Source organism: Moraxella bovis, from assembly GCF_002014975.1.
Taxonomy (GTDB): domain Bacteria; phylum Pseudomonadota; class Gammaproteobacteria; order Pseudomonadales; family Moraxellaceae; genus Moraxella; species Moraxella bovis.
Genome location: NZ_MUXV01000067.1, coordinates 1 through 17,944 on the forward strand (window position 1 = coordinate 1; position 17,944 = coordinate 17,944).

At 43.4% G+C, this 17,944-nt stretch carries 23 protein-coding genes; 4 read left to right on the forward strand and 19 right to left on the reverse strand.

Annotation, left to right across the window (positions count from 1 at the left end; genetic code table 11):
- Window positions 1–91 precede the first annotated feature (91 nt).
- Together B0182_RS12620 and B0182_RS12625 are read right to left on the reverse strand one after the other, a co-directional pair.
- Window positions 92–598, reverse strand: a complete 507-nt coding sequence (locus tag B0182_RS12620; RefSeq protein ID WP_211271652.1) for a L,D-transpeptidase family protein — start codon at window positions 596–598, stop codon at window positions 92–94.
- A gap of 140 nt (window positions 599–738) precedes the next feature.
- Window positions 739–1,512 carry a ferredoxin--NADP reductase gene (locus B0182_RS12625; protein WP_078275255.1) on the reverse strand — a complete coding sequence of 258 codons (774 nt, stop codon included), beginning with the start codon at window positions 1,510–1,512 and terminating at the stop codon, window positions 739–741.
- 141 nt (window positions 1,513–1,653) lie between these two features.
- Here B0182_RS12625 and tsaA point away from each other — a divergent pair, with 141 nt between their 5' ends.
- Together tsaA and B0182_RS12635 are read left to right on the forward strand one after the other, a co-directional pair.
- A complete protein-coding gene (tsaA, locus tag B0182_RS12630) occupies window positions 1,654–2,358 on the forward strand; it encodes a tRNA (N6-threonylcarbamoyladenosine(37)-N6)-methyltransferase TrmO (protein ID WP_078275256.1) in 705 nt (234 codons plus the stop codon).
- Window positions 2,359–2,416: 58 nt separating this feature from the next.
- Window positions 2,417–2,968: a DUF2059 domain-containing protein gene (locus tag B0182_RS12635; RefSeq protein ID WP_078275257.1), complete on the forward strand. Its 552-nt coding sequence runs from the start codon at window positions 2,417–2,419 to the stop codon at window positions 2,966–2,968.
- A gap of 43 nt (window positions 2,969–3,011) precedes the next feature.
- On the opposite strand, the gene ruvA is transcribed toward B0182_RS12635, so the two are convergent.
- Both ruvA and fba read right to left on the reverse strand, forming a co-directional pair.
- Complete coding sequence (gene ruvA, locus B0182_RS12640) at window positions 3,012–3,638, reverse strand: Holliday junction branch migration protein RuvA (protein ID WP_078275274.1); 627 nt, start codon at window positions 3,636–3,638, stop codon at window positions 3,012–3,014.
- Between the two features lie 64 nt (window positions 3,639–3,702).
- Window positions 3,703–4,740: a class II fructose-bisphosphate aldolase gene (gene fba / locus B0182_RS12645; RefSeq protein WP_078275258.1), complete on the reverse strand. Its 1,038-nt coding sequence runs from the start codon at window positions 4,738–4,740 to the stop codon at window positions 3,703–3,705.
- Between the two features lie 282 nt (window positions 4,741–5,022).
- On the opposite strand from fba, the gene B0182_RS12650 reads away from it, so the two are divergent.
- Entirely contained in the window at window positions 5,023–5,910 is an 888-nt protein-coding gene (locus B0182_RS12650; protein ID WP_078275259.1) for a substrate-binding periplasmic protein, read from the forward strand.
- A gap of 40 nt (window positions 5,911–5,950) precedes the next feature.
- Here B0182_RS12650 and B0182_RS12655 read toward each other — a convergent pair whose 3' ends face one another.
- From B0182_RS12655 to B0182_RS12720, 13 genes are all read right to left on the reverse strand, one after another.
- On the reverse strand, window positions 5,951–6,142 hold the full coding sequence (locus B0182_RS12655) for a hypothetical protein (protein WP_078275260.1): 192 nt from the start codon (window positions 6,140–6,142) through the stop codon (window positions 5,951–5,953).
- A gap of 23 nt (window positions 6,143–6,165) precedes the next feature.
- Window positions 6,166–7,332: a hypothetical protein gene (locus B0182_RS12660; RefSeq protein ID WP_078275261.1), complete on the reverse strand. Its 1,167-nt coding sequence runs from the start codon at window positions 7,330–7,332 to the stop codon at window positions 6,166–6,168.
- 199 nt (window positions 7,333–7,531) lie between these two features.
- Window positions 7,532–7,873: an ISC system 2Fe-2S type ferredoxin gene (gene fdx, locus B0182_RS12670; protein ID WP_078275263.1), complete on the reverse strand. Its 342-nt coding sequence runs from the start codon at window positions 7,871–7,873 to the stop codon at window positions 7,532–7,534.
- A gap of 55 nt (window positions 7,874–7,928) precedes the next feature.
- Entirely contained in the window at window positions 7,929–9,800 is a 1,872-nt protein-coding gene (gene hscA, locus B0182_RS12675; RefSeq protein WP_078275264.1) for a Fe-S protein assembly chaperone HscA, read from the reverse strand.
- A gap of 136 nt (window positions 9,801–9,936) precedes the next feature.
- Window positions 9,937–10,479, reverse strand: a complete 543-nt coding sequence (gene hscB / locus B0182_RS12680) for a Fe-S protein assembly co-chaperone HscB (RefSeq protein WP_078275265.1) — start codon at window positions 10,477–10,479, stop codon at window positions 9,937–9,939.
- Window positions 10,480–10,482: 3 nt separating this feature from the next.
- Window positions 10,483–10,803 (reverse strand): iron-sulfur cluster assembly protein IscA, encoded by a 321-nt coding sequence (gene iscA / locus B0182_RS12685; RefSeq protein WP_078275266.1) that lies wholly within the window; start codon window positions 10,801–10,803, stop codon window positions 10,483–10,485.
- A 163-nt stretch (window positions 10,804–10,966) separates the two neighbouring features.
- Window positions 10,967–11,353: a Fe-S cluster assembly scaffold IscU gene (gene iscU, locus B0182_RS12690; RefSeq protein WP_078275267.1), complete on the reverse strand. Its 387-nt coding sequence runs from the start codon at window positions 11,351–11,353 to the stop codon at window positions 10,967–10,969.
- Window positions 11,354–11,398: 45 nt separating this feature from the next.
- A complete protein-coding gene (locus B0182_RS12695; protein ID WP_143821752.1) occupies window positions 11,399–11,884 on the reverse strand; it encodes a hypothetical protein in 486 nt (161 codons plus the stop codon).
- 196 nt (window positions 11,885–12,080) lie between these two features.
- Window positions 12,081–12,335: a hypothetical protein gene (locus tag B0182_RS12700; RefSeq protein WP_112742200.1), complete on the reverse strand. Its 255-nt coding sequence runs from the start codon at window positions 12,333–12,335 to the stop codon at window positions 12,081–12,083.
- Window positions 12,336–12,401: 66 nt separating this feature from the next.
- Window positions 12,402–13,157, reverse strand: a complete 756-nt coding sequence (locus B0182_RS12705; RefSeq protein WP_078275270.1) for a transporter substrate-binding domain-containing protein — start codon at window positions 13,155–13,157, stop codon at window positions 12,402–12,404.
- 12 nt (window positions 13,158–13,169) lie between these two features.
- Window positions 13,170–14,393, reverse strand: coding sequence for an IscS subfamily cysteine desulfurase (locus B0182_RS12710; protein ID WP_078275271.1), 1,224 nt, complete (start codon window positions 14,391–14,393; stop codon window positions 13,170–13,172).
- Window positions 14,390–14,899: an Rrf2 family transcriptional regulator gene (locus B0182_RS12715; protein WP_078275272.1), complete on the reverse strand. Its 510-nt coding sequence runs from the start codon at window positions 14,897–14,899 to the stop codon at window positions 14,390–14,392. The genes B0182_RS12710 and B0182_RS12715 overlap by 4 nt, the downstream gene beginning before the upstream one ends.
- 466 nt (window positions 14,900–15,365) lie before the next feature.
- Window positions 15,366–16,067: a hypothetical protein gene (locus B0182_RS12720; protein WP_228157806.1), complete on the reverse strand. Its 702-nt coding sequence runs from the start codon at window positions 16,065–16,067 to the stop codon at window positions 15,366–15,368.
- Between the two features lie 347 nt (window positions 16,068–16,414).
- Here B0182_RS12720 and B0182_RS12725 point away from each other — a divergent pair, with 347 nt between their 5' ends.
- Window positions 16,415–16,720 carry an HU family DNA-binding protein gene (locus B0182_RS12725; RefSeq protein WP_029102137.1) on the forward strand — a complete coding sequence of 102 codons (306 nt, stop codon included), beginning with the start codon at window positions 16,415–16,417 and terminating at the stop codon, window positions 16,718–16,720.
- 289 nt (window positions 16,721–17,009) lie between these two features.
- Here B0182_RS12725 and B0182_RS15280 read toward each other — a convergent pair whose 3' ends face one another.
- Both B0182_RS15280 and B0182_RS14660 read right to left on the reverse strand, forming a co-directional pair.
- The gene (locus B0182_RS15280; RefSeq protein ID WP_078275273.1) at window positions 17,010–17,579 is read right to left on the reverse strand and encodes a septal ring lytic transglycosylase RlpA family protein; all 570 of its coding nucleotides are present in this window, start codon (window positions 17,577–17,579) and stop codon (window positions 17,010–17,012) included.
- A gap of 176 nt (window positions 17,580–17,755) precedes the next feature.
- Window positions 17,756–17,944: hypothetical protein (locus B0182_RS14660; protein ID WP_211271653.1), on the reverse strand; the 189-nt coding region annotated here is incomplete at its 5' end.

A 17,944-nucleotide genomic window follows, 5' to 3' on the forward strand; every position in this document is an offset into this window, starting at 1 on the left:
AGTTGGTTTGATAATTCAAGGCATTAAGGCAAAATCTCAATCACCGCATTTTCCACAACCGCCACAAACAGCTCGTCTATTTCGAGGTCAGTTACGGCGTCCAGTCTTTGAGCAGATGATTTGCCCCGATGATGTCGCCAAGTCCGTTTTTTATGCCGTGAATCTTTATCGCCCCGCCTGCCGATTTGCCGTGAGCTTTGGCGTAGGCGATGTCGGCTTCATTGGGATAAAAGATACCCAAATTTTTGTGATAACCGCTATTGGCATTACAGTCGTTTATGATATAGACCCCTTCGGGCGTTTTCATGTCGCCTTCAAATTCTTTGTGCCCTATCGGGTTTTTGCCAAGCGATATCGGATAAGTTTTTACCAAACTGCCTTGATGTAAAGCGTGCATTTCCCGTTTTGATTTGTAGACGATGAGTTTGTCAATCTGTGTGCCTGTCGGTAGCGGTGGTTGATTGACAAGTTCAAGCTGTTTGGGCGATAAGGTGCTGGCGTGTGCCGTGGGATTGGTAGGCAAGTTTTGATAAAAATTAACTCCAAAAGCGGATAAAATGACAATGGCAAATAAGGGTAGGGCAGTGTGTTTTTTCATCATAATTTTCATGTTTAAAATTTTATCATAGCATGGCAGTAGCTGATAAATTATGGAAAAATTGTAAAAAGTGGATTTTGTAAAAATATAAAAACAAAAAACGCACCATAATAATAGTGCGTTTTACTATCAATGGGTCATCAGCCCACAAACGCCCGCTCCACCACATAATCGGCAGGTACGCCCATGCGTGGCGAAACGGTCAAACCAAAACTGTCTAAAATGGCAGACATATCGGCATTCATCGCCATGCTACCGCAAATCATCGCACGGTCATCGTCTTTGTTCATGGGGGGCAGACCGATGTCTTCAAAGAGTTTGCCTGATTTGATAATGTCGGTAACACGCCCTTGGTTTTTAAACTCATCACGGGTTACGGTGGGATAGTAGATGAGTTTTTCACGCACCCATTCACCAAAAACCTCATCGTTTGGCAGTTTATTTTCAAAAAAGTCTTTATACGCCAAATCTTCGGTATGACGCACGCCATGCACCAGAATGATTTTTTCAAAGCGTTCGTACATCTCAGGCTCACGCACGAGAGACAAAAATGGAGCAAGTCCTGTGCCTGTGGCAAGCAGATACAAATGCTTGGCAGGCAGCAGGTCATCGAGTACGAGCGTGCCAGTGGGCTTTTTGGAGACGAGCAGGGTATCGCCCACTTTGATGTGTTGCAGGCGTGAAGTCAAAGGGCCGTCTTGAACTTTGATAGAGAAAAATTCAAGCTCTTCTGCCCAAGCGGGACTGGCGATAGAGTAAGCACGGACAAGGGGTTTGCCGTCCACTTCAATGCCAATCATGGCGAATTCGCCACTTCTAAAACGCAAGCTGTCGCTACGGGTGGTCTTAATGGTAAATAGACGGTCTGTCCAGTGGTGGACGTAGGTAACGGTTTCGTTGATGAATTTTGACATGGCATTATCCAATTATTAAGAATGATTATCAAATCTGATATAATAGCAAATTTTGTGTATAATAGCGATTTTTTATGCCAAATTTTACTTAAAAATTGGCATATCCATTTGTCATTTTAGCATAAACCGCCCAAAAATACCATGAACACACACGTTTTGCCGATTATCGGTCATCATTACTCACCCCTATCCCAAAAGTTTGGCATTCCACGCCAGCCCAACCTTGTCGCTATTAAAAGCCATATCTGCTTTATCGCCCCTTATGGCACGCCCGACGCCTTTGTCGGCATTGAGCAGTATAGCCATTTGTGGGTGTTGTGGCAATTTCATCACAACAAAGAACAAGCCAGTTTTCGTCCGCAGGTGCGTCCACCACGTTTGGGTGGTAATGACAAAATCGGGGTATTTGCCACACGCAGTATGTACCGCCCGTCTGGGGTGGGGTTGTCGGTGGTGGGGTTTGATAAGGTAGAAGTGGTTGATAGTCAAGTGATTTTACATATCATAGGGGCGGACATGGTGGACGGCACGCCGATACTAGACATCAAGCCGTATCTGCCCTATGTGGACGGTGTGAACGGGGCGATGGGATTTGACAAACCGACTGAGCGGAATGTTATCTTTAATGATAAGGCAAATGATGAATTTGAACAATTGATAAAGTTGGGCTTATTAACAGCTGATGACAAAGCACTCATTGGCGAGCTGATTGCCCAAGACCCACGCCCTGCCTATCGCCAATCTGAAATCGGGGTGGCGTGTGCCATGCGGTATGGGGCGGTGGACGTGGATTTTGTCATGAATGAGCAGGGGATTATGGCGGTGTGTGGGGTGCGGGTGGTTTAGGGCTTGAAAAATAAATGAGATTTATTTAAAATAAGCTTTTTTAACTAAGGATAATCCCATGAAAACCGTGAAAAAATCACTCACCGCCATGCTACTTGGCATGTCCCTAGCCTTTGCCATGAATGCCACCGCCCAAGTGCCGTCCGATGAATCTTTGATAGAGTTTATGCAATTATCAGAGATGGATAAAGCTTTTGACCTTGGTATGCAAGGCAGTTTGGACGCACAGCGACAGCTTTTTGAAGCTCAAATCGCCCAAAAAGAAGGTGTAACCCCAGAGCAAGCCAAGCAAGTAGGCATGGTATTTGAAAAACATGTGAATCAAGTGATAGGTCAAGTAATAACACCGCAAAGTCGCCAACAAATCAACCAAATCTTTATTGATGTCGCCAAAAAATACTACACCCAAGAAGAGATTGATGCTTATAATGAATTTCTAAGCACGCCTATTGGCAAAAGCGTTGTTCAAAAAACCAACATAATGACACCTGAATATATGGACGAGCTACAAAAGTTGGTTGTGCAAATGCTGATTGACAACCCTAATCTCGATAATGAAAAAATGCAACAAGATATTGAAAAAGAGATAGAGCGGATTTTTGTAGAATGACTGATGAACACCGTTGTGATGACGGTGTTTTTTTGTGGATGACTTAAAACCCCGACAAAATCTTTAAACTTGCCTTTAATAGGTTTGATGTGGTCAGCTCATCATCGGACAGCGATTGTTTGGCGGTCTTAATGGCGGATTGGGCTTCTTTTTCTTTATAGCCTAGGCTCACCAACGCACTTTCGGTTTCAGCGATGACGTGCATGGGGTTGGCAGTGTGTGTTGGCTCATTTTGGGTGGTGGTTGGGGTAAATAAATCGTCCGATGTGCCGTCCAATTTACCTTTTAATTCAATAATAAGCCGTTGGGCGGTTTTTTTGCCAATGCCTGCCACACGAGTTAGAGCGGATTCATCGCCATATTCTACCGCTTGGTGTAACTCGTTTGGCGGTAAGGTTGAGAGTATGGCAAGTGCCATTTTTGCCCCCACGCCATTGATTTTGATGAGTTTTTTAAAAATTTCTCGCTCAGACTTGTCAGTAAAACCAAACAGCAGATGAGCATCTTCACGCACGACCAGTTGCGTATAAAGCGTAACGTTCATGCCGACAGACAATGTACAAAACTCACCAATGGGCATTTCTATCTCATAGCCGACCCCGCCTGATGTCATGACGCAAGCGACGGGAGCGGATAGATGGGCGACTTGCCCTGTAATCATACCAATCATGGTTTTTCCTTTAAAATACAAATAAGGGCGAATCTTGTCGCCCTTATTCACGATTTGCACCAATTTATTTGTAATATTCTACCATTTTTTCCAATGAGATTGGGCGGATTTTGCTGGCATGACCTGCCGAGCCAAAGGCTTCATAGCGTTGTACGCAGATGTCTTTCATGGCGTTCATGCTGGCTTGTAAATATTTTCTTGGGTCAAATTCAGCAGGGTGGTCGTTCATAAACTTACGAACTGCCCCTGTGCTGGCTAGGCGTAAGTCGGTGTCAATGTTGATTTTGCGAACACCGTGCTTGATGGCTTCGACAAGTTGTTCTACTGGCACGCCATAGGTTTCGCCAATGTTACCACCATTTTCGTTGATGATTTTTAGCCATTCTTGGGGAACGCTTGATGAACCATGCATGACAAGGTGAGTATTTGGCAGAGCTTCGTGGATTTCCTTAATGCGGTCAATCGCTAAAATGTCGCCAGTAGGCGGACGGGTGAATTTGTATGCCCCATGAGACGTACCCACTGCAATGGCAAGAGCGTCCACGTTGGTATCGGCGACAAATTGACGGGCTTCTTCGACCGATGTCAAAAGCTGGCTATGATCAAGTACGCCTTCTGCACCCACGCCATCTTCTTCGCCTGCCATGCCGGTCTCTAAGCTACCCAAACAGCCGATTTCGCCTTCGACCGACACACCGCACGCATGAGCCATTTTGACGACTTCACGGGTTACACGCACGTTGTAGTCATAATCGGCAGGGGTTTTGCCGTCTTCTTTTAATGAACCGTCCATCATGACCGAGCTAAATCCAAGCTGAATGGAGCGTTGGCAGACGGCAGGGCTTGTGCCGTGGTCTTGGTGCATGACAACAGGAATGTGCGGCCACTCTTCAATGGCAGACAAAATAAGGTGGCGTAAAAAGGGAGCTCCTGCGTATTTTCTGGCTCCTGCTGATGCTTGCACGATGACAGGCGAGTCGGTCTCGTCCGCTGCCATCATGATGGCACGCATTTGTTCTAGGTTGTTTACATTAAAGGCGGGCAGGCCGTAAGCGTGTTCGCCTGCGTGGTCAAGAAGTTGGCGTAAGGATACAAGTGCCATGATAGCTCCAAAATGATTAAATTTGTCAAATTATATCAAAAAAAAACGCGAAAATCATGGTATTTTGTATTAAATCACACAGTTATTGTGAACTTTCTAGGTATCAAAGACGAATCAAATAAAAAAGTTATCAATAATCATTATTTTTGAAACACAAATAATTTGCAACAAAATGTAATAAGCTTATGAAACCACTGTATTAAGATTAAATAACGTGTTATCATCATAAAAACTTAACAATTTGTTGGGTTAAATCAATCCCTTAGTTAGGAGAAGGAAGCTATGAAAAATTTCAATACCGAGGCAAAGTATGCCATTTTACCATTGATGTTGTCAGCGTTGATGGCATGTAGTGATAAAGCCCCTGAAACTGCCAGTGAGCCTAAGAGCGAGCCGGCACCTACCGCAACAGCACCAGCCACAGGTGAGCAAGTCAGTACCAGTGCCACCGTACCCAACGCCCAAAGCTATGTGGTTGGTATTGACGCCAACTATCCCCCTTATGATTTTAAGGATGAGAATGGTAACGCCCAAGGTTTTGATGTGGATATCATCAAAGCCATCGCTGAAAATCAAGGCTTTGGTGTGGACGTCGTTCCTCAGGATTGGAAAGTGCTTGTCAAAGGCTTGGATAATGCCCAAAGCCATATTGTGATGTCAGGTTTTTCAAGAAACGATGAGCGAGAAGCAAAATATTTACTTTCTAATACCTATGCATGGGGACAAGATGCGCTTGCTGTTTCTGCGGAAAACAACAGTATCAAAAACTTAAAAGATTTAAATGGCAAGAAAGTTGCAACATTGGCTGACAGCCCCTATATTCCGCAATTAGAAGAGGCGCTTGGTCAAGGCAATCCTAGTATTATTGGAAAGCCATCTGCATTCTTAGCTTTTAAAGAATTGGCGACAGGCAATGCTGAGGCGGTATTGGCAGATGAAGGTGTGCTACGTTACTATGCCAAGCAGTTCCCCAAGATTAACTTTAAAATCGTCGGTGAAGGCGAGGCTTTTGAGCACTACGAGATGGTTATCATCACACCAAAGTCTGAAAATGAGCTGATGGAAAAAATCAATACAGGGCTTGCCAACATTGTCGCTGATGGTACTTATGCCAAAATTTATGAAAAATGGTTTGGCGTAGCACCCCAAAAATTACCTACTACAAAATAGGGTAAATGCTTAAAAAGACTTGGTATCGCCAAGTCTTTTTTTATTCATAGGGTTTGTAAAAAAGAAAAAGGATGGGTGTTAATAAAACTACTGCCCAAATCCCAACCCAAGCTCCAACACCCACCACTGAGCCAAATATGCCTGATAGGATAACCAACGCCAAAAGCCATTGGAAATTTGTAAAGATAAAAGTTAGGAATTTGTCTTTAAAATTAGAGAGTTGGATTGCCATAAATTTTCCTTTGTTTTACAAATTTATACCCACATCAGTTTGGCAACTTTGGGGGCATGGGTAATCAGCTCTTCTTGACCGTTAGTGATTTTGATGATTGATTTGCCGTTGGAGATGATAATATCATCATCTGCAAGACAATACGCCATAATGCCTTTTTTAATGATTTGCGTCTCACCTGTGGGCAAGTATTTTATGAGCTCCCAACTTTTTGGAATAAATCCTGCAAACTTCTCGCCGTCCGCTTGATTTTTTAGCAAATTTTTATCCGCTTTGATAAGATTGCCTTCAATAAACAACTCTTCTTCGCTCTTGGGTTTGGTGCGAGCGGGGTTGGCACCTGATGTTTTTAAAGATTCACCTGAATAGCGTTTGGTAAAAAAGTCCAGCCAGCCTACAATGGCTTTGAGGATTTTAAAAGGTGCTGTAAGCAGGTCTTTGGCAGTACCCACAGGGTCTGTGCTATCATGCTCACGATAAGGGCGTCTGATGGCATAAAGGTTGCCTTGTGTGTCCATAATGGGTGCAAAATAGTCAAATTTATCGTCTGCCAGTACCGTCTCAAGCTCACCCGTGGCAAGGTCTAAGCGATTGACTTGGCGTGGGCTAAACACAATGCTATCTTGGGTGTACGCAAGTCCACAAGAATCATAATAAATCACCGTGCTGTTATTGGGGTCTACGCTTGGGTTTTTGTCTTGACATTCGCCTTCGGTAACAAACTGCGTGCGAACACTGTCAAGTGATAGTACACACAAATGTCGCTCGCCATAATGGCTGGCGTAAGGGGTATCGCTTGCTGAGACGATAACTCGCTTATTTTTTGAATCATAGCACAAATCAAACACTTGAAAATCACTCTTGCGTAAAATCAGTCCTTCGCTTGCTGTGTCGCTACTGATTGGTTTGGACTGAATCGCTGTGCCTTCTTGCAATCTGGCACTATAGACATAGGTGTTGTCGTCTATAAAAGCAATGGCAGTGGGGTAAATCCCGTCAAAATTATCCTGCTCTGCTTGTGCTGTACCCATAAACATCGCCCCAGCACCTTCAGTTTTCCATGCTCTTCTGTCTTTGATTTGTTTGATATTTTTGGTGTATTGATTGATGGCTTGGCAAGAAATGGTGGACTCTTTGCCGTTGTCAAATTTGAGTAGATTTTTGGTGCTGATATAATATAAAGTCGCCATAATAATGCCTGCTACATAAAAAAGTTTATTATACCAACTCTTGTATTTTTTGGAAATTTTTTGTGATAAATGCGTGATTTTGGGTGGGGTATGTCAAAATGATAGGTATGGATAAGTAAATTATGTTTAGAATTATACACAAAAGCACATAAAAAACCGCCTTTATCTGTATAAAAGCGGTTGTTATTTGTAAATTTAATCAATGATGCCCTTCCTTTGCATGATTTAAGGTATGTTTAGGGATATAGACGGTTAGGTTTTCGTCAGCGACCACACATTGGCACGATAGGCGAGAGTTGGGTTCTAGCCCCCACGCACGGTCAAGCAAGTCAGCTTCTATGTCGTCCATTTCTTCTAGGCTATCAAAACCTTCACGGACAACCACATGGCACGTGGTACACGCCTTTGAGCAGTCGCAAGCGTGTTCAATGTTAATGCCGTGTTCGTGCAAGCCTTCAAGTAGGTTTTCGCCTTTGTTTAGCTCAACGGTTGCCCCTTCTGGACAGATTTCGTGGTGGGGAAGTACGGTTACAGTTACCATAATAGTTTTACTTAATTATTTAAAATCAATAGGTTGTAATTAGTAGGCTCGGCAATTATTGCCAATCGCTTGCCTTAGTGCCAGCAAGTGCCTGTTTGACATTTTGGTTCATGATGACAGACGCAAAATTATCCGACAAAGGCTTTAATTCGCTCACCGCCTTATCCAGCATTGCTTTATCATCGACAGTTTGGGCGGTGTCAATGGCGGATTTTACGGTGGTCATTTTTTCGTTTAATTTGGTTTTGTCGTCATCGCTTAAAAGCTCGCCAAATTCACCCAATGCCGATTGCAATGCCAAAATCTCACGCTCGGCTTCTACTTTGGCTTCGATAAGCATACGTTTTTCTTTATCGGCTTTGGCATGGATAAAACCTGCTTTTAGAAGCTCTTCTTGTTGCTCTTCGGTCAGCCCATAACTTGGCACGACATCAATTTTACTGGCGACTTTGGTGGTTGTCTCCATTGCCGATACGGTAAGCTGACCGTTGGCATCAATGGCAAAGGTAACTTCCACACGGGCAAGCCCTGCTTTCATCGGTGGAATGCCCGTCAGCGTAAAATTCGCCAAAGTACGACAATCCGCCACGGTCTCACGCTCGCCTTGCACCACATGAATCACCATGCCCGTCTGAGCGTCCGTGTGCGTGGTAAAGGTCTGTCTGCGTGCCACAGGAATAGGGGTGTTGCGTGGAATGATGACTTCGGTCAGTCCGCCCATGGTTTCAAGCCCAAGCGATAGGGGCGTAACATCAAGCAGAAGCAGATTATCATCTTCTTTGTTGATGAGCTGATGAGCAAGCCTTGTCGCCCCAAGTGCCACGACTTCATCGGGATTGATAGAGCATAACGGTTCTTTATCAAAAAACGCCTGCACTGCATTTTGCACGATTGGCATACGAGTAGAACCTCCCACCAGCACCACATCAACCAGCTCATGCTTGTCAAGGCGAGCGTCCGCCAACACCTGCTCACAGAGCTGTAAGCTACGGCGAATCACAGGTTCACAGATTTGGGCGAGTGTGTCTTGGTTTAGTAGGGTGCTAAATGGCACACCGTTAATCTCAATATCTACCGACACCGCTTGACGCTGTGAGAGTTTTTGTTTGTAGCTTTTGGCAAGGTTGGCAAGGGTGCTTTTTTGGGCGTTGTCCACGTCTTTGGGGTCATGTCCTGCCGATTTGATAAAAAAGTTGGCAATCAAGCGGTCAATGTCATCTCCGCCCAAAGCCGAATTTCCGCCTGTGGCCAAGACTTCAAACACTCCGTCTTTTAGGGATAGCACCGACACATCAAACGTCCCCCCGCCTAGGTCATAAATCAGATAAGTGCCTGTTTTGGCGGATTTGTCAAGCCCATAGGCAATGGCAGCGGCGGTTGGCTCATTTAAAAGGCGTAAGACATTGAGTCCAATGCTCACCCCTGCGTCTTTGGTGGCTTGGCGTTGGGCTTCGTCAAAATAGGCAGGCACGGTAATCACCGCCCCTTGTATGCTGTCAGGCGGTAGGCTTGCCTTGGCGTGGTTGTAGAGCTTGGCTAGGATATGGGCAGACGTTTCAACGGGCGATTTGTCGCCTTGTGCAGTAACGAACGCTGGCATGGCGTTGTCGCCCCCAACCAGCTCGTAAGGGTGGCTAAATTTAATATCGGCAAGCGAACGCCCCATAAAGCGTTTGGCAGAAATAATGGTATTTTGGGGGTCATTATAAGTCAAGGCGTGCTTGCCCACAATGGGGGCGTCCGCCTTGTCGCCATAATAGACCACGCTCGGTAATAGGGGGCTGTCGCCAAAGGGCAACACGTCCGCCCGTCCTGAGCGTACCACGCCCACCAAAGAATGAGTCGTCCCTAAGTCTATGCCCAAGGCGTAGCGGTGCTCGTGGGGTTTGGCGGATTGGTTGGGTTCGCTGATTTGAAGTAGGGACATGGTATTATGTATTTTATGGTTTACAGGTTGGCTAAAATTTTAACATGGTTTTACCTATTTGGGATAAATTGGGTGTTAAAATTTTTGGCATTTTATGGGTTGTTTAAGTTTTTTGAATTTTTAAAATAATAAAAAATCACACATATAAATCATCATCTTGCCCGTCATCTTGGCTTGATGATTTGGACAGAGCGTCCGTCATGTCATCGTGCAATTTACCCAAAAAGCGTAATTTTTGGGCGATGATTTGGGCGGTTTGCCAGTCTTTTGCTTGATAAACGCTGTCAAAGTCGTCTGCCGTTTGGCTCATTAAGACATTGATATTGTTGGCAATTTGACTAATTGTATGTTTGTCATTGTCAAAAATGGCATCTTCTAACTCCATGCGATAGCTCATCATCTGCATCAAAAACGGCTCATCGGCAATGGTTTTGTCCGAATTAAGTGCCACGCCTGATAATTCAAGCAAATAGACTGCACGGCTGTCATCACGGTTTAGGGTGTCAAAAGCGTGGTTAATCAAAGTGGTATTTTGCTCGGCTTGGGCGATATTGTCGGCATTGTCGGGGTGGTGCTGTTTTTGCAGGTGTAAAAAGGTCGCTTTTAGGGCGGATTTGTCAATGATAAACGCCACAGGTAGCCCAAACAATTCAAAAAAATGATTGGTTAATAACGCCATAAGTTACACCGTAAAGGATTCGCCACAACCGCATTCGCCTGTTTGGTTGGGGTTGGTAAATTTAAAGCCAGAATTTAGCCCTTCGGTAACGTAATCCATTTGTAAGCCGTCCAGATAGACAAGGCTTTTTGGATCAACGAACACACCCACGCCGTCATTATCAAAACGCTCATCAGTGTCGTTTGGCTCGTCCACAAATTCAAGCACATAGGCAAGACCTGAACACCCCGCCGTTCGTACGCCCACACGAATGCCCACACCGCTTCCACGATTTGCCAAAAAGTCTTTGACGTGCGTTATCGCTCGGTCTGTTAGAGTAATCATAAGTCTTTCCTATTTTTACAATTTTTTACAAATTATTGATTTTTATAGGTAAATTTGCCTTATTTGACTTTAAATTTTATTTTAAAATTCGTAGGGGCGAATTATATCCGCCAGTACAAAATACCAATAAAAAGCCAATTTGGACTATTTAACAGAATTAAGATTAAGCAATTGCCGATTTGGCTTGATAATCTTCAATCGCCGCCTTAATCGCATCTTCTGCCAATACAGAGCAATGCACCTTGACAGGAGGCAATGCCAATTCTTTGGCAATGTCAAGATTTTTGATGGCACGGGCTTCGTCAATGGTTTTGCCTTTGAGCCATTCGGTAACGAGTGAGCTTGAGGCAATTGCTGAGCCACAGCCATAAGTTTTGAATTTGGCGTCTTCGATGATGCCATCATCACCGACTTGAATTTGCAAACGCATCACATCGCCACAGGCGGGGGCTCCCACCATACCTGTGCCAACATTTTTGGCGTTTTTGTCTAGGTTGCCCACATTGCGGGGGTTTTCATAATGGTCAATGACCTTGTCTGAGTATGCCATAATGGTCTCCGTTGCTAGCAATTATTTGCTTGGCTTTTAAAGTGGTTAATCTTGCATTTTCAACCAATCAGCTGTTGGGTTGATTTTACCATGCCAATTGATATAAGTGGGTTTTGTTAAATCATTTTGCTTGCTTTCAAGCACATCAAAGTAAAATTCATCAGATTGACCTGAGCAATAACGGTGCAATCTTTTAAAATTCATATCATCATTCTTAACTGTGTTTAAATCAACATGATAAGAATTTTGAAAAAAATCAACATCATCAGAATAACTGTCTTTTGAACCTACTTTACCATTTTTAATAATAAAGGTAGGCTGATTATCCAAAAAGTATTCATTGATTTCATGTCGTGAAACACCCATAAGCCCATCATTATATAGCAAAGTAATATTGGGATACTTAAAAGCATTTAAATCAAAACGGGCAATGGTCCTTTTGCTGTCTTGGTTTTTGGCAGCAAATAAATATCGGCTATTATTGGGAATGATGATTTCGTCATGGTGTTTATTATAATCAAACAATGCCATTTGGGTGGGTGTTTCTTGATTTGAAAAACCCAAATAGACCTGTTTTCTATAAAAGAATAAATCAGGCAATTTCAACCGTCTTTGGCGATCATTTAGGTCTTGCTGACATTCATCAAAAGATTTATCATTGGTAATATAAAATGGCTTATCATTGTCATGAAGTGTAATATTTATACCAGTTTTGTCCTTGTTAAATTCATTGACCATTTAACAAAATAATACTACCCATTGCACCAAGCGAATAACAATAAGCACCGTCAGAATACAAAAAATTGCTTCTAGAAGAACCTTCCATACCGTTTTCGCCAACAGTCCATAATGATAAATTTGGATTATTGGGTGCATAAATCGGTAAATTTGCTTGTGTTATGCCGATAGGTAGTTCATCTGCCAATGCAATATTGGCAAATAAACCCATAATTAAGACGACAATCGTTTTATGCATCATCATTTATTCATCGTAATTGTGTCGTTTATCAAAACCGCATTGATTAAAATTACACTTTATCCAATGGGGTTATTGCCGCCATTTTTGTTTGATTTTATTAAGTTCGCCTGTTTGTTTAAGTGTGGCAAGTCCGTCATTGATTTGTTGTATCAAGGCAGGATTTTTGGCAATACCAAAAACAAGCCGTGAATTTTTTGGGTCGTCTGAATTAGGTAATTCTTGCACCACAAAACGGTAATTTTGTAGCATAGGTTCGTGCTTGATATAATAACGCAGTGCCGTGCAATCACCCATGGCTAGATTTGCTTGATTATCACCAACCATTTTTAGGGCGGTTTGTTGGGTTGGGGCTTCTACAAATTGGCTAGGTTTGATACCTGCTTCTTGTAGATTATTGGTAATCTCGCCTTCAAACACTACCGCCATAGAACGACCTTGCCAGTTGTTTAGATAGGCTGGGTTGGTCGTTGCCATACAGTCAAGCGATTGCATATAGCTGTCGCTTGGGGTGGCTAGCTTGTCATCAACATCAACGACCGCCATGCCGTTTAGGGCAAGTTTGGCATTGTGCTTGGTCATGTCATCAAAGAGTGTTTCCCATGTGCTAGGCACAAAACGCACATCAAAGCCTTGATTCTTGGCAATGGTGGTCAAAATGTCGACTTCCAAACCGACAATGTTTCCGTTCTCGTCCTTATAAATATAAGGCATATAATCCAAATCAGACACCACATCATAGGTCAAAGTAGGGGCTTGGGTTGGGGCATGCGTGGCACACCCTGCCAAAATACCTGCCAACAATGCGGTCAATGCCAAACGTTTCATATCATCTTTCCATTAATGCTCTTGCCATTCAACCTTACTAAAATCCACCCCTTCTTTAAACATATCCCATAGGGGTGACAGCTCACGAAGTTTGTTTACCGCATCGGTGATTTGGGCAAGCACACGGTCAATGTCTTCATCGGTGGTATAGCGACCGATACTAAAACGAATGGACGAGTGAGCCAGTTCATCAGGGCGTCCGATTGCTCTTAGCACATAGGAGGGTTCTAAGGTTGCTGACGTACACGCCGAACCAGACGACACCGCCAAATCTTTTAGGCTCATCATTAGGCTCTCGCCTTCGATGAAGTTAAAGCTCACGTTTAGGATATTGGGAATGCCATGCTCAAAACTGCCGTTCAAATAAATCTCTTCAATGCCTTGCAAGCCATTCCACAGCTTATCACGCAGGCGAGTGATGTGGGCGTGGTCTTCATCAAAACGAGCAACCGACAAGGCAAACGCCTCGCCCATGCCAACAATCTGATGAGTAGCAAGCGTACCAGAACGCATACCACGTTCATGCCCACCGCCATGCTGTTCGGCTTTGATACGCACACGGGGCTTACGGCGAACATACAACGCACCAATCCCCTTAGGACCGTAGATTTTGTGTCCTGAAAAGCTCATCAAATCAACTTTTAGCTCTTCTAGGTTAATCTTGATTTTGCCAACGGCTTGGGCAGCGTCCACATGGAACAATACACCCTTAGCACGGGTAATCTCGCCAATCTTGGCAATGTCTGTTACCGTGCCAAGCTCGTTGTTTACCGCCATAAGGCTGACCAAAATCGTATCGGGGCGAATGGCTTCTTCTACCTGCTCGGGCGTGATAATCCCTGTGGCTTCTTGGGGGATAAGATAGGTAACTTCAAAGCCTTCTTCTTCTAATTGACGGCAGGTATCTAAGATTGCTTTGTGTTCAATCTTTGATGTGATGATGTGCTTGCCTTTTTGATGATAAAAATGAGCCACACCTTTTAGGGCTAAGTTGTCCGACTCGGTCGCCCCACTGGTAAACACAATCTCACGGGGATCGGCACCGACCGTCTCGGCAATCTGCAAACGGGCATTTTCTACCGCTTCTTCGGCTTGCCAACCAAAGCCGTGCGAGCGACTGGCAGGGTTACCAAAAATCCCGTCAAAGGTCATGTATTTGACCATTTTGTCGGCGACTTCTTGGGTGACTGGCGTGGTGGCGGCATAATCTAAATAAATAAGTGATGACTGGCTCATGCTGGATTGACCCCTAAGTTAATTGTATTGATTGAATTGGTTTTGTCGTTTTTCTCGCCAGAGATTTTTTGTTGTTGGCGGTCGGCGATGTACCCTGTGTGCTTGGATTCTAAAAGTTGGGCTAGGGTAACATTGCTCAGATAGGCTTCGATGTGGTTGGATAAATCATGCCACAGGTCGTGCGTTAGGCACATCTCGCCATCTCGGCAGTCACCCTTGCCACCGCACTGCATGGCGTTAATGGACTCATCGACGGCGGTGATGATGCTCATGATGTCAATCTCGTCTAAGGGTTTGGCAAGATGATAACCGCCAGACGCCCCACGAGTACTGCTGACCAAGCCTTTTTTGCGTAGCTTTGAGAAAAGTTGTTCAAGATAAGAGATGGAGATGGATTGACGCTTTGCAATGTCAGACAAGGACACCGCCCCTTGATGGCGAATTTCTTGTACCGCCAAATCAAGTAGGGCAGTTACTGCATAGCGTCCACGAGTTGTCAATCGCATAATATGGTTTCCAAATTGCCTAGCCTAACGTTGATGGCAACTAAGCTAGGCGTGGGTAGATAATATGTGACTATTATAATAATTCCTAGTAATCCAGTCAAGATTATTTTTTATCAAAGTAATTGATTTTTGCCATTGATAAAATTCATCATAAATTTATCTTTTGAATTACTTGTCAAATATAGGGCGTGCCTGCCTTTGGTATTTACAATGAAAGATCTATTTCAAGCGTTAAGTTTTCACTACATCTTTTTAAAATGTTGTCAATGGTAGGCATGCCCCAACCCCAATCAAGCCAAAACTAAAAAGTGACATTTATCATAGCATGGCAGATGTGGTTTGCAATCCGACTAAAGGAGTAGGAATTGATATTTGGCGTTAGGGCAAAAAATCAAGTCAATAAAATAAATAACCAGTAAAATAAATAAAAAGGCGGAAAGTTCGCCTTTTTATGCGTAAAAAATAATCAAACAAAGTTCATGATGATGGCAACCAATGCGATGATGCCCACGACAACAAGGGCGATAAGGGTGCTTTTTTGTTTGCCTTGTAGTTCGATGAGAGCAGTATTTAGCTTGTGATTATGCATGGTTAGCTCATCAATGCGAGCAGACTGCTCGGCGATTTTGGCTTTGTAGTTTTCTTGTTTTTCGGCTTTTTGTTCGGGGGTGGGGGCAGGTTTGCCCTTGACTTTGCCCAGTAGATTTTGAATGACACCGCCCACGCCCAACTGCACCAAAAACGCCTTAAAATCATGCACATCTTCATGACTGCCACGAATTTGTAGCGACTCAACACTGCCACTGCTATGCGTGGTAATGGCATTGATGAGCTGAAAACTGTAAGCGTTTACCGTCATGTCGGGCGTGGTCTTGTCATTGGGTAGGCGGTCATCAAGTAGCACCCCGCGATAGCCAAATGTAGCATAAAACTGCACGTGAGGCAGGTAGGTACGAATGCAGACCACCGTACCACGCTCGGCAAGTGGGTAGGCAAGCTGTCGCAGTTTGGGGTCAAAGCGGAGAATTAGAGTGATGGCTGATTCTAAAAACACCAATAGAACATTTAACAGTCCACGAGAGACACCGCCATTATCGCCATCATCGGTGCGATAGGTTGGTTGTGGATTACTGGGTTTGGTGTTGTGAGTCGGCTGTGGGTCGGTCATGCGTGATTATCTGATCAAAAAATAATGCTAATGATAAAATGATATCCAAAAAAAGTAAACCACCTTAATGTAACCAATGCGTGATTTTTTGGTAAAAAAGGATGAAAGTAAGCTTTTATCGTAAATATCACGCCTTTGATGGGGTATTTTTGTAAAAAAGATAAAAATATTTTGCCATACCCCTTGTAAAATGGGCAATACCCTTATACAATGCACTCAAAATAAGCCCAAGCATGCAGCATGTGTTGTAGGCTTAGATTTGCTTTTGCTGACTTTATTGCTATTGCAAGACTTAGCAAATGTAAATTCATTTCACATTCTTATCATCAACACCATGAGGACAAATCATGAATAAATCAGAATTAGTAGATGCTGTTGCCAGCGAAGCAGGTCTTACCAAAGAGCAAGCCACCAAAGCCATTAATGCTTTTACTTCTAGCGTACAAGGTGCCTTGGAGCGTGGTGATGACGTGGTATTGGTTGGTTTTGGTACTTTTAGCGTTAAAGAGCGTGCTGCTCGTACAGGTCGCAACCCTAAGACTGGTGAGCCACTACAAATCGCTGCCAGCAAAGTGCCTGGATTTAAAGCAGGTAAAGGTCTAAAAGACGCGGTAAATCCTACCGAAAAATCCGCTAAAAAAGGCAAAAAATAATTTTAACATCGTTAAAATGTTTAAAAAATAAACTAACCCCCAATTCTCATCCCGCAATCTAGCATTAATTGCTGAGTTAAGATGGGGGTTAGTTTATTATTAGACTTTGGTTGGATCTAGTTGGGCTAAGTTTCTGTGCTTAACGGAACTTGGTTCTTTTGGTATAGAGCGTACCTGTCTTTGGTGTTTGCAATGACAAGCAAAATTTAGTCATTTTTCATGCAAAAACACCATTTTATTCCTATGAAATTTCTAAATGTTAAAATGTGTTATAAAGTTTCAACACGCCCTAATCAATACGCTCAATGCTGACATTGCCCACGCCTTTTTGGGTTAGCCCAATGGCTTTGGCGGCACCATAAGACAAATCCAAGATACGGTTGGCTTGGGCAGGGCGGTCATTGACTTTAACGACGACAGATTTGCCGTTGTCCTTATTGGTGACTTTGATGTAGCAGTTCATCGGTAAGGAGCTGTGAGCGGCGGTCATGGCATTCATGTCAAAGGTTTCGCCACTGGCGGTGGGTTTGCCATGGAACTGGCGACCGTACCATGATGCCATGCCTGATTGTTTAAATTTGCTGACGGTATTAGAAGCAACGGCAGAGAGCTGTCCTAGCATGTCTGAGTCTTTTTGAGAGTCACTCTTAGCATCCTTGATTAAAGAGCTTGACAACGTCAATGAAGTGTTGTCACGAGTGGATTTGACAAGGCTTGATGCGTTATTGTGCTGACGGCTAAGCTCGCCCAATACTTTATCAATATTGGCACTTGTATTTGCCGCATTGACCGCTTGAACAGGAGCGACTGTTGCTAGGGTTGTTGCAAGTGCAATCGCACCAGTTTTTAGATATTTCATGTGAGAACCTATAAAGGAATTATTCATACTTACAAAAGCAATGATGGCATTCTGGTGGGTTAATGATTGGTGTTAAGTCAATTTAAGCAAGCCAATCGTTAGTTATCTTAATAACATGGGGGTTTTTCTTTATTTTGCAAGATTGTTTTATAAGTCACTTTACAAATTTGCAAAAGTTAAAATGAAATCCGTCCCATGATAATAAAATTAATTGTTGCAAGTTTTATGCCAAATAACCACAATGATGTTATTGTTTTTAAAAATAGGTAGTAATCCAAAAAGTATGCTGTAACAAAAACTAAAAAGACAACTTGCACAAAAGTTGGTAATTTACGGTTATGAAGACATAAATTACCATTACTTGC

Excerpts from the sequence above, each read along its gene's own strand:
- fba (WP_078275258.1), bottom strand. The coding sequence starts at position 4,740 with ATGGCACTTGTATCCTTACGCCAACTTCTTGACCACGCAGGCGAACAC.
- B0182_RS15280 (WP_078275273.1), bottom strand. The coding sequence starts at position 17,579 with ATGAAATATCTAAAAACTGGTGCGATTGCACTTGCAACAACCCTAGCA.
- iscU (WP_078275267.1), bottom strand. The coding sequence starts at position 11,353 with ATGGCATACTCAGACAAGGTCATTGACCATTATGAAAACCCCCGCAAT.
- B0182_RS12715 (WP_078275272.1), bottom strand. The coding sequence starts at position 14,899 with ATGCGATTGACAACTCGTGGACGCTATGCAGTAACTGCCCTACTTGAT.
- B0182_RS12620 (WP_211271652.1), bottom strand. The coding sequence starts at position 598 with ATGAAAAAACACACTGCCCTACCCTTATTTGCCATTGTCATTTTATCC.
- B0182_RS12655 (WP_078275260.1), bottom strand. The coding sequence starts at position 6,142 with ATGGCAATCCAACTCTCTAATTTTAAAGACAAATTCCTAACTTTTATC.
- B0182_RS12635 (WP_078275257.1), top strand. The coding sequence starts at position 2,417 with ATGAAAACCGTGAAAAAATCACTCACCGCCATGCTACTTGGCATGTCC.
- fdx (WP_078275263.1), bottom strand. The coding sequence starts at position 7,873 with ATGGTAACTGTAACCGTACTTCCCCACCACGAAATCTGTCCAGAAGGG.
- B0182_RS12710 (WP_078275271.1), bottom strand. The coding sequence starts at position 14,393 with ATGAGCCAGTCATCACTTATTTATTTAGATTATGCCGCCACCACGCCA.
- B0182_RS12660 (WP_078275261.1), bottom strand. The coding sequence starts at position 7,332 with ATGGCGACTTTATATTATATCAGCACCAAAAATCTACTCAAATTTGAC.
- B0182_RS12650 (WP_078275259.1), top strand. The coding sequence starts at position 5,023 with ATGAAAAATTTCAATACCGAGGCAAAGTATGCCATTTTACCATTGATG.
- B0182_RS12725 (WP_029102137.1), top strand. The coding sequence starts at position 16,415 with ATGAATAAATCAGAATTAGTAGATGCTGTTGCCAGCGAAGCAGGTCTT.
- B0182_RS12625 (WP_078275255.1), bottom strand. The coding sequence starts at position 1,512 with ATGTCAAAATTCATCAACGAAACCGTTACCTACGTCCACCACTGGACA.
- hscA (WP_078275264.1), bottom strand. The coding sequence starts at position 9,800 with ATGTCCCTACTTCAAATCAGCGAACCCAACCAATCCGCCAAACCCCAC.
- B0182_RS12705 (WP_078275270.1), bottom strand. The coding sequence starts at position 13,157 with ATGAAACGTTTGGCATTGACCGCATTGTTGGCAGGTATTTTGGCAGGG.
- hscB (WP_078275265.1), bottom strand. The coding sequence starts at position 10,479 with ATGGCGTTATTAACCAATCATTTTTTTGAATTGTTTGGGCTACCTGTG.
- tsaA (WP_078275256.1), top strand. The coding sequence starts at position 1,654 with ATGAACACACACGTTTTGCCGATTATCGGTCATCATTACTCACCCCTA.
- B0182_RS12720 (WP_228157806.1), bottom strand. The coding sequence starts at position 16,067 with ATGACCGACCCACAGCCGACTCACAACACCAAACCCAGTAATCCACAA.
- ruvA (WP_078275274.1), bottom strand. The coding sequence starts at position 3,638 with ATGATTGGTATGATTACAGGGCAAGTCGCCCATCTATCCGCTCCCGTC.
- iscA (WP_078275266.1), bottom strand. The coding sequence starts at position 10,803 with ATGATTACTCTAACAGACCGAGCGATAACGCACGTCAAAGACTTTTTG.
- B0182_RS12700 (WP_112742200.1), bottom strand. The coding sequence starts at position 12,335 with ATGATGATGCATAAAACGATTGTCGTCTTAATTATGGGTTTATTTGCC.
- B0182_RS12695 (WP_143821752.1), bottom strand. The coding sequence starts at position 11,884 with ATGGCATTGTTTGATTATAATAAACACCATGACGAAATCATCATTCCC.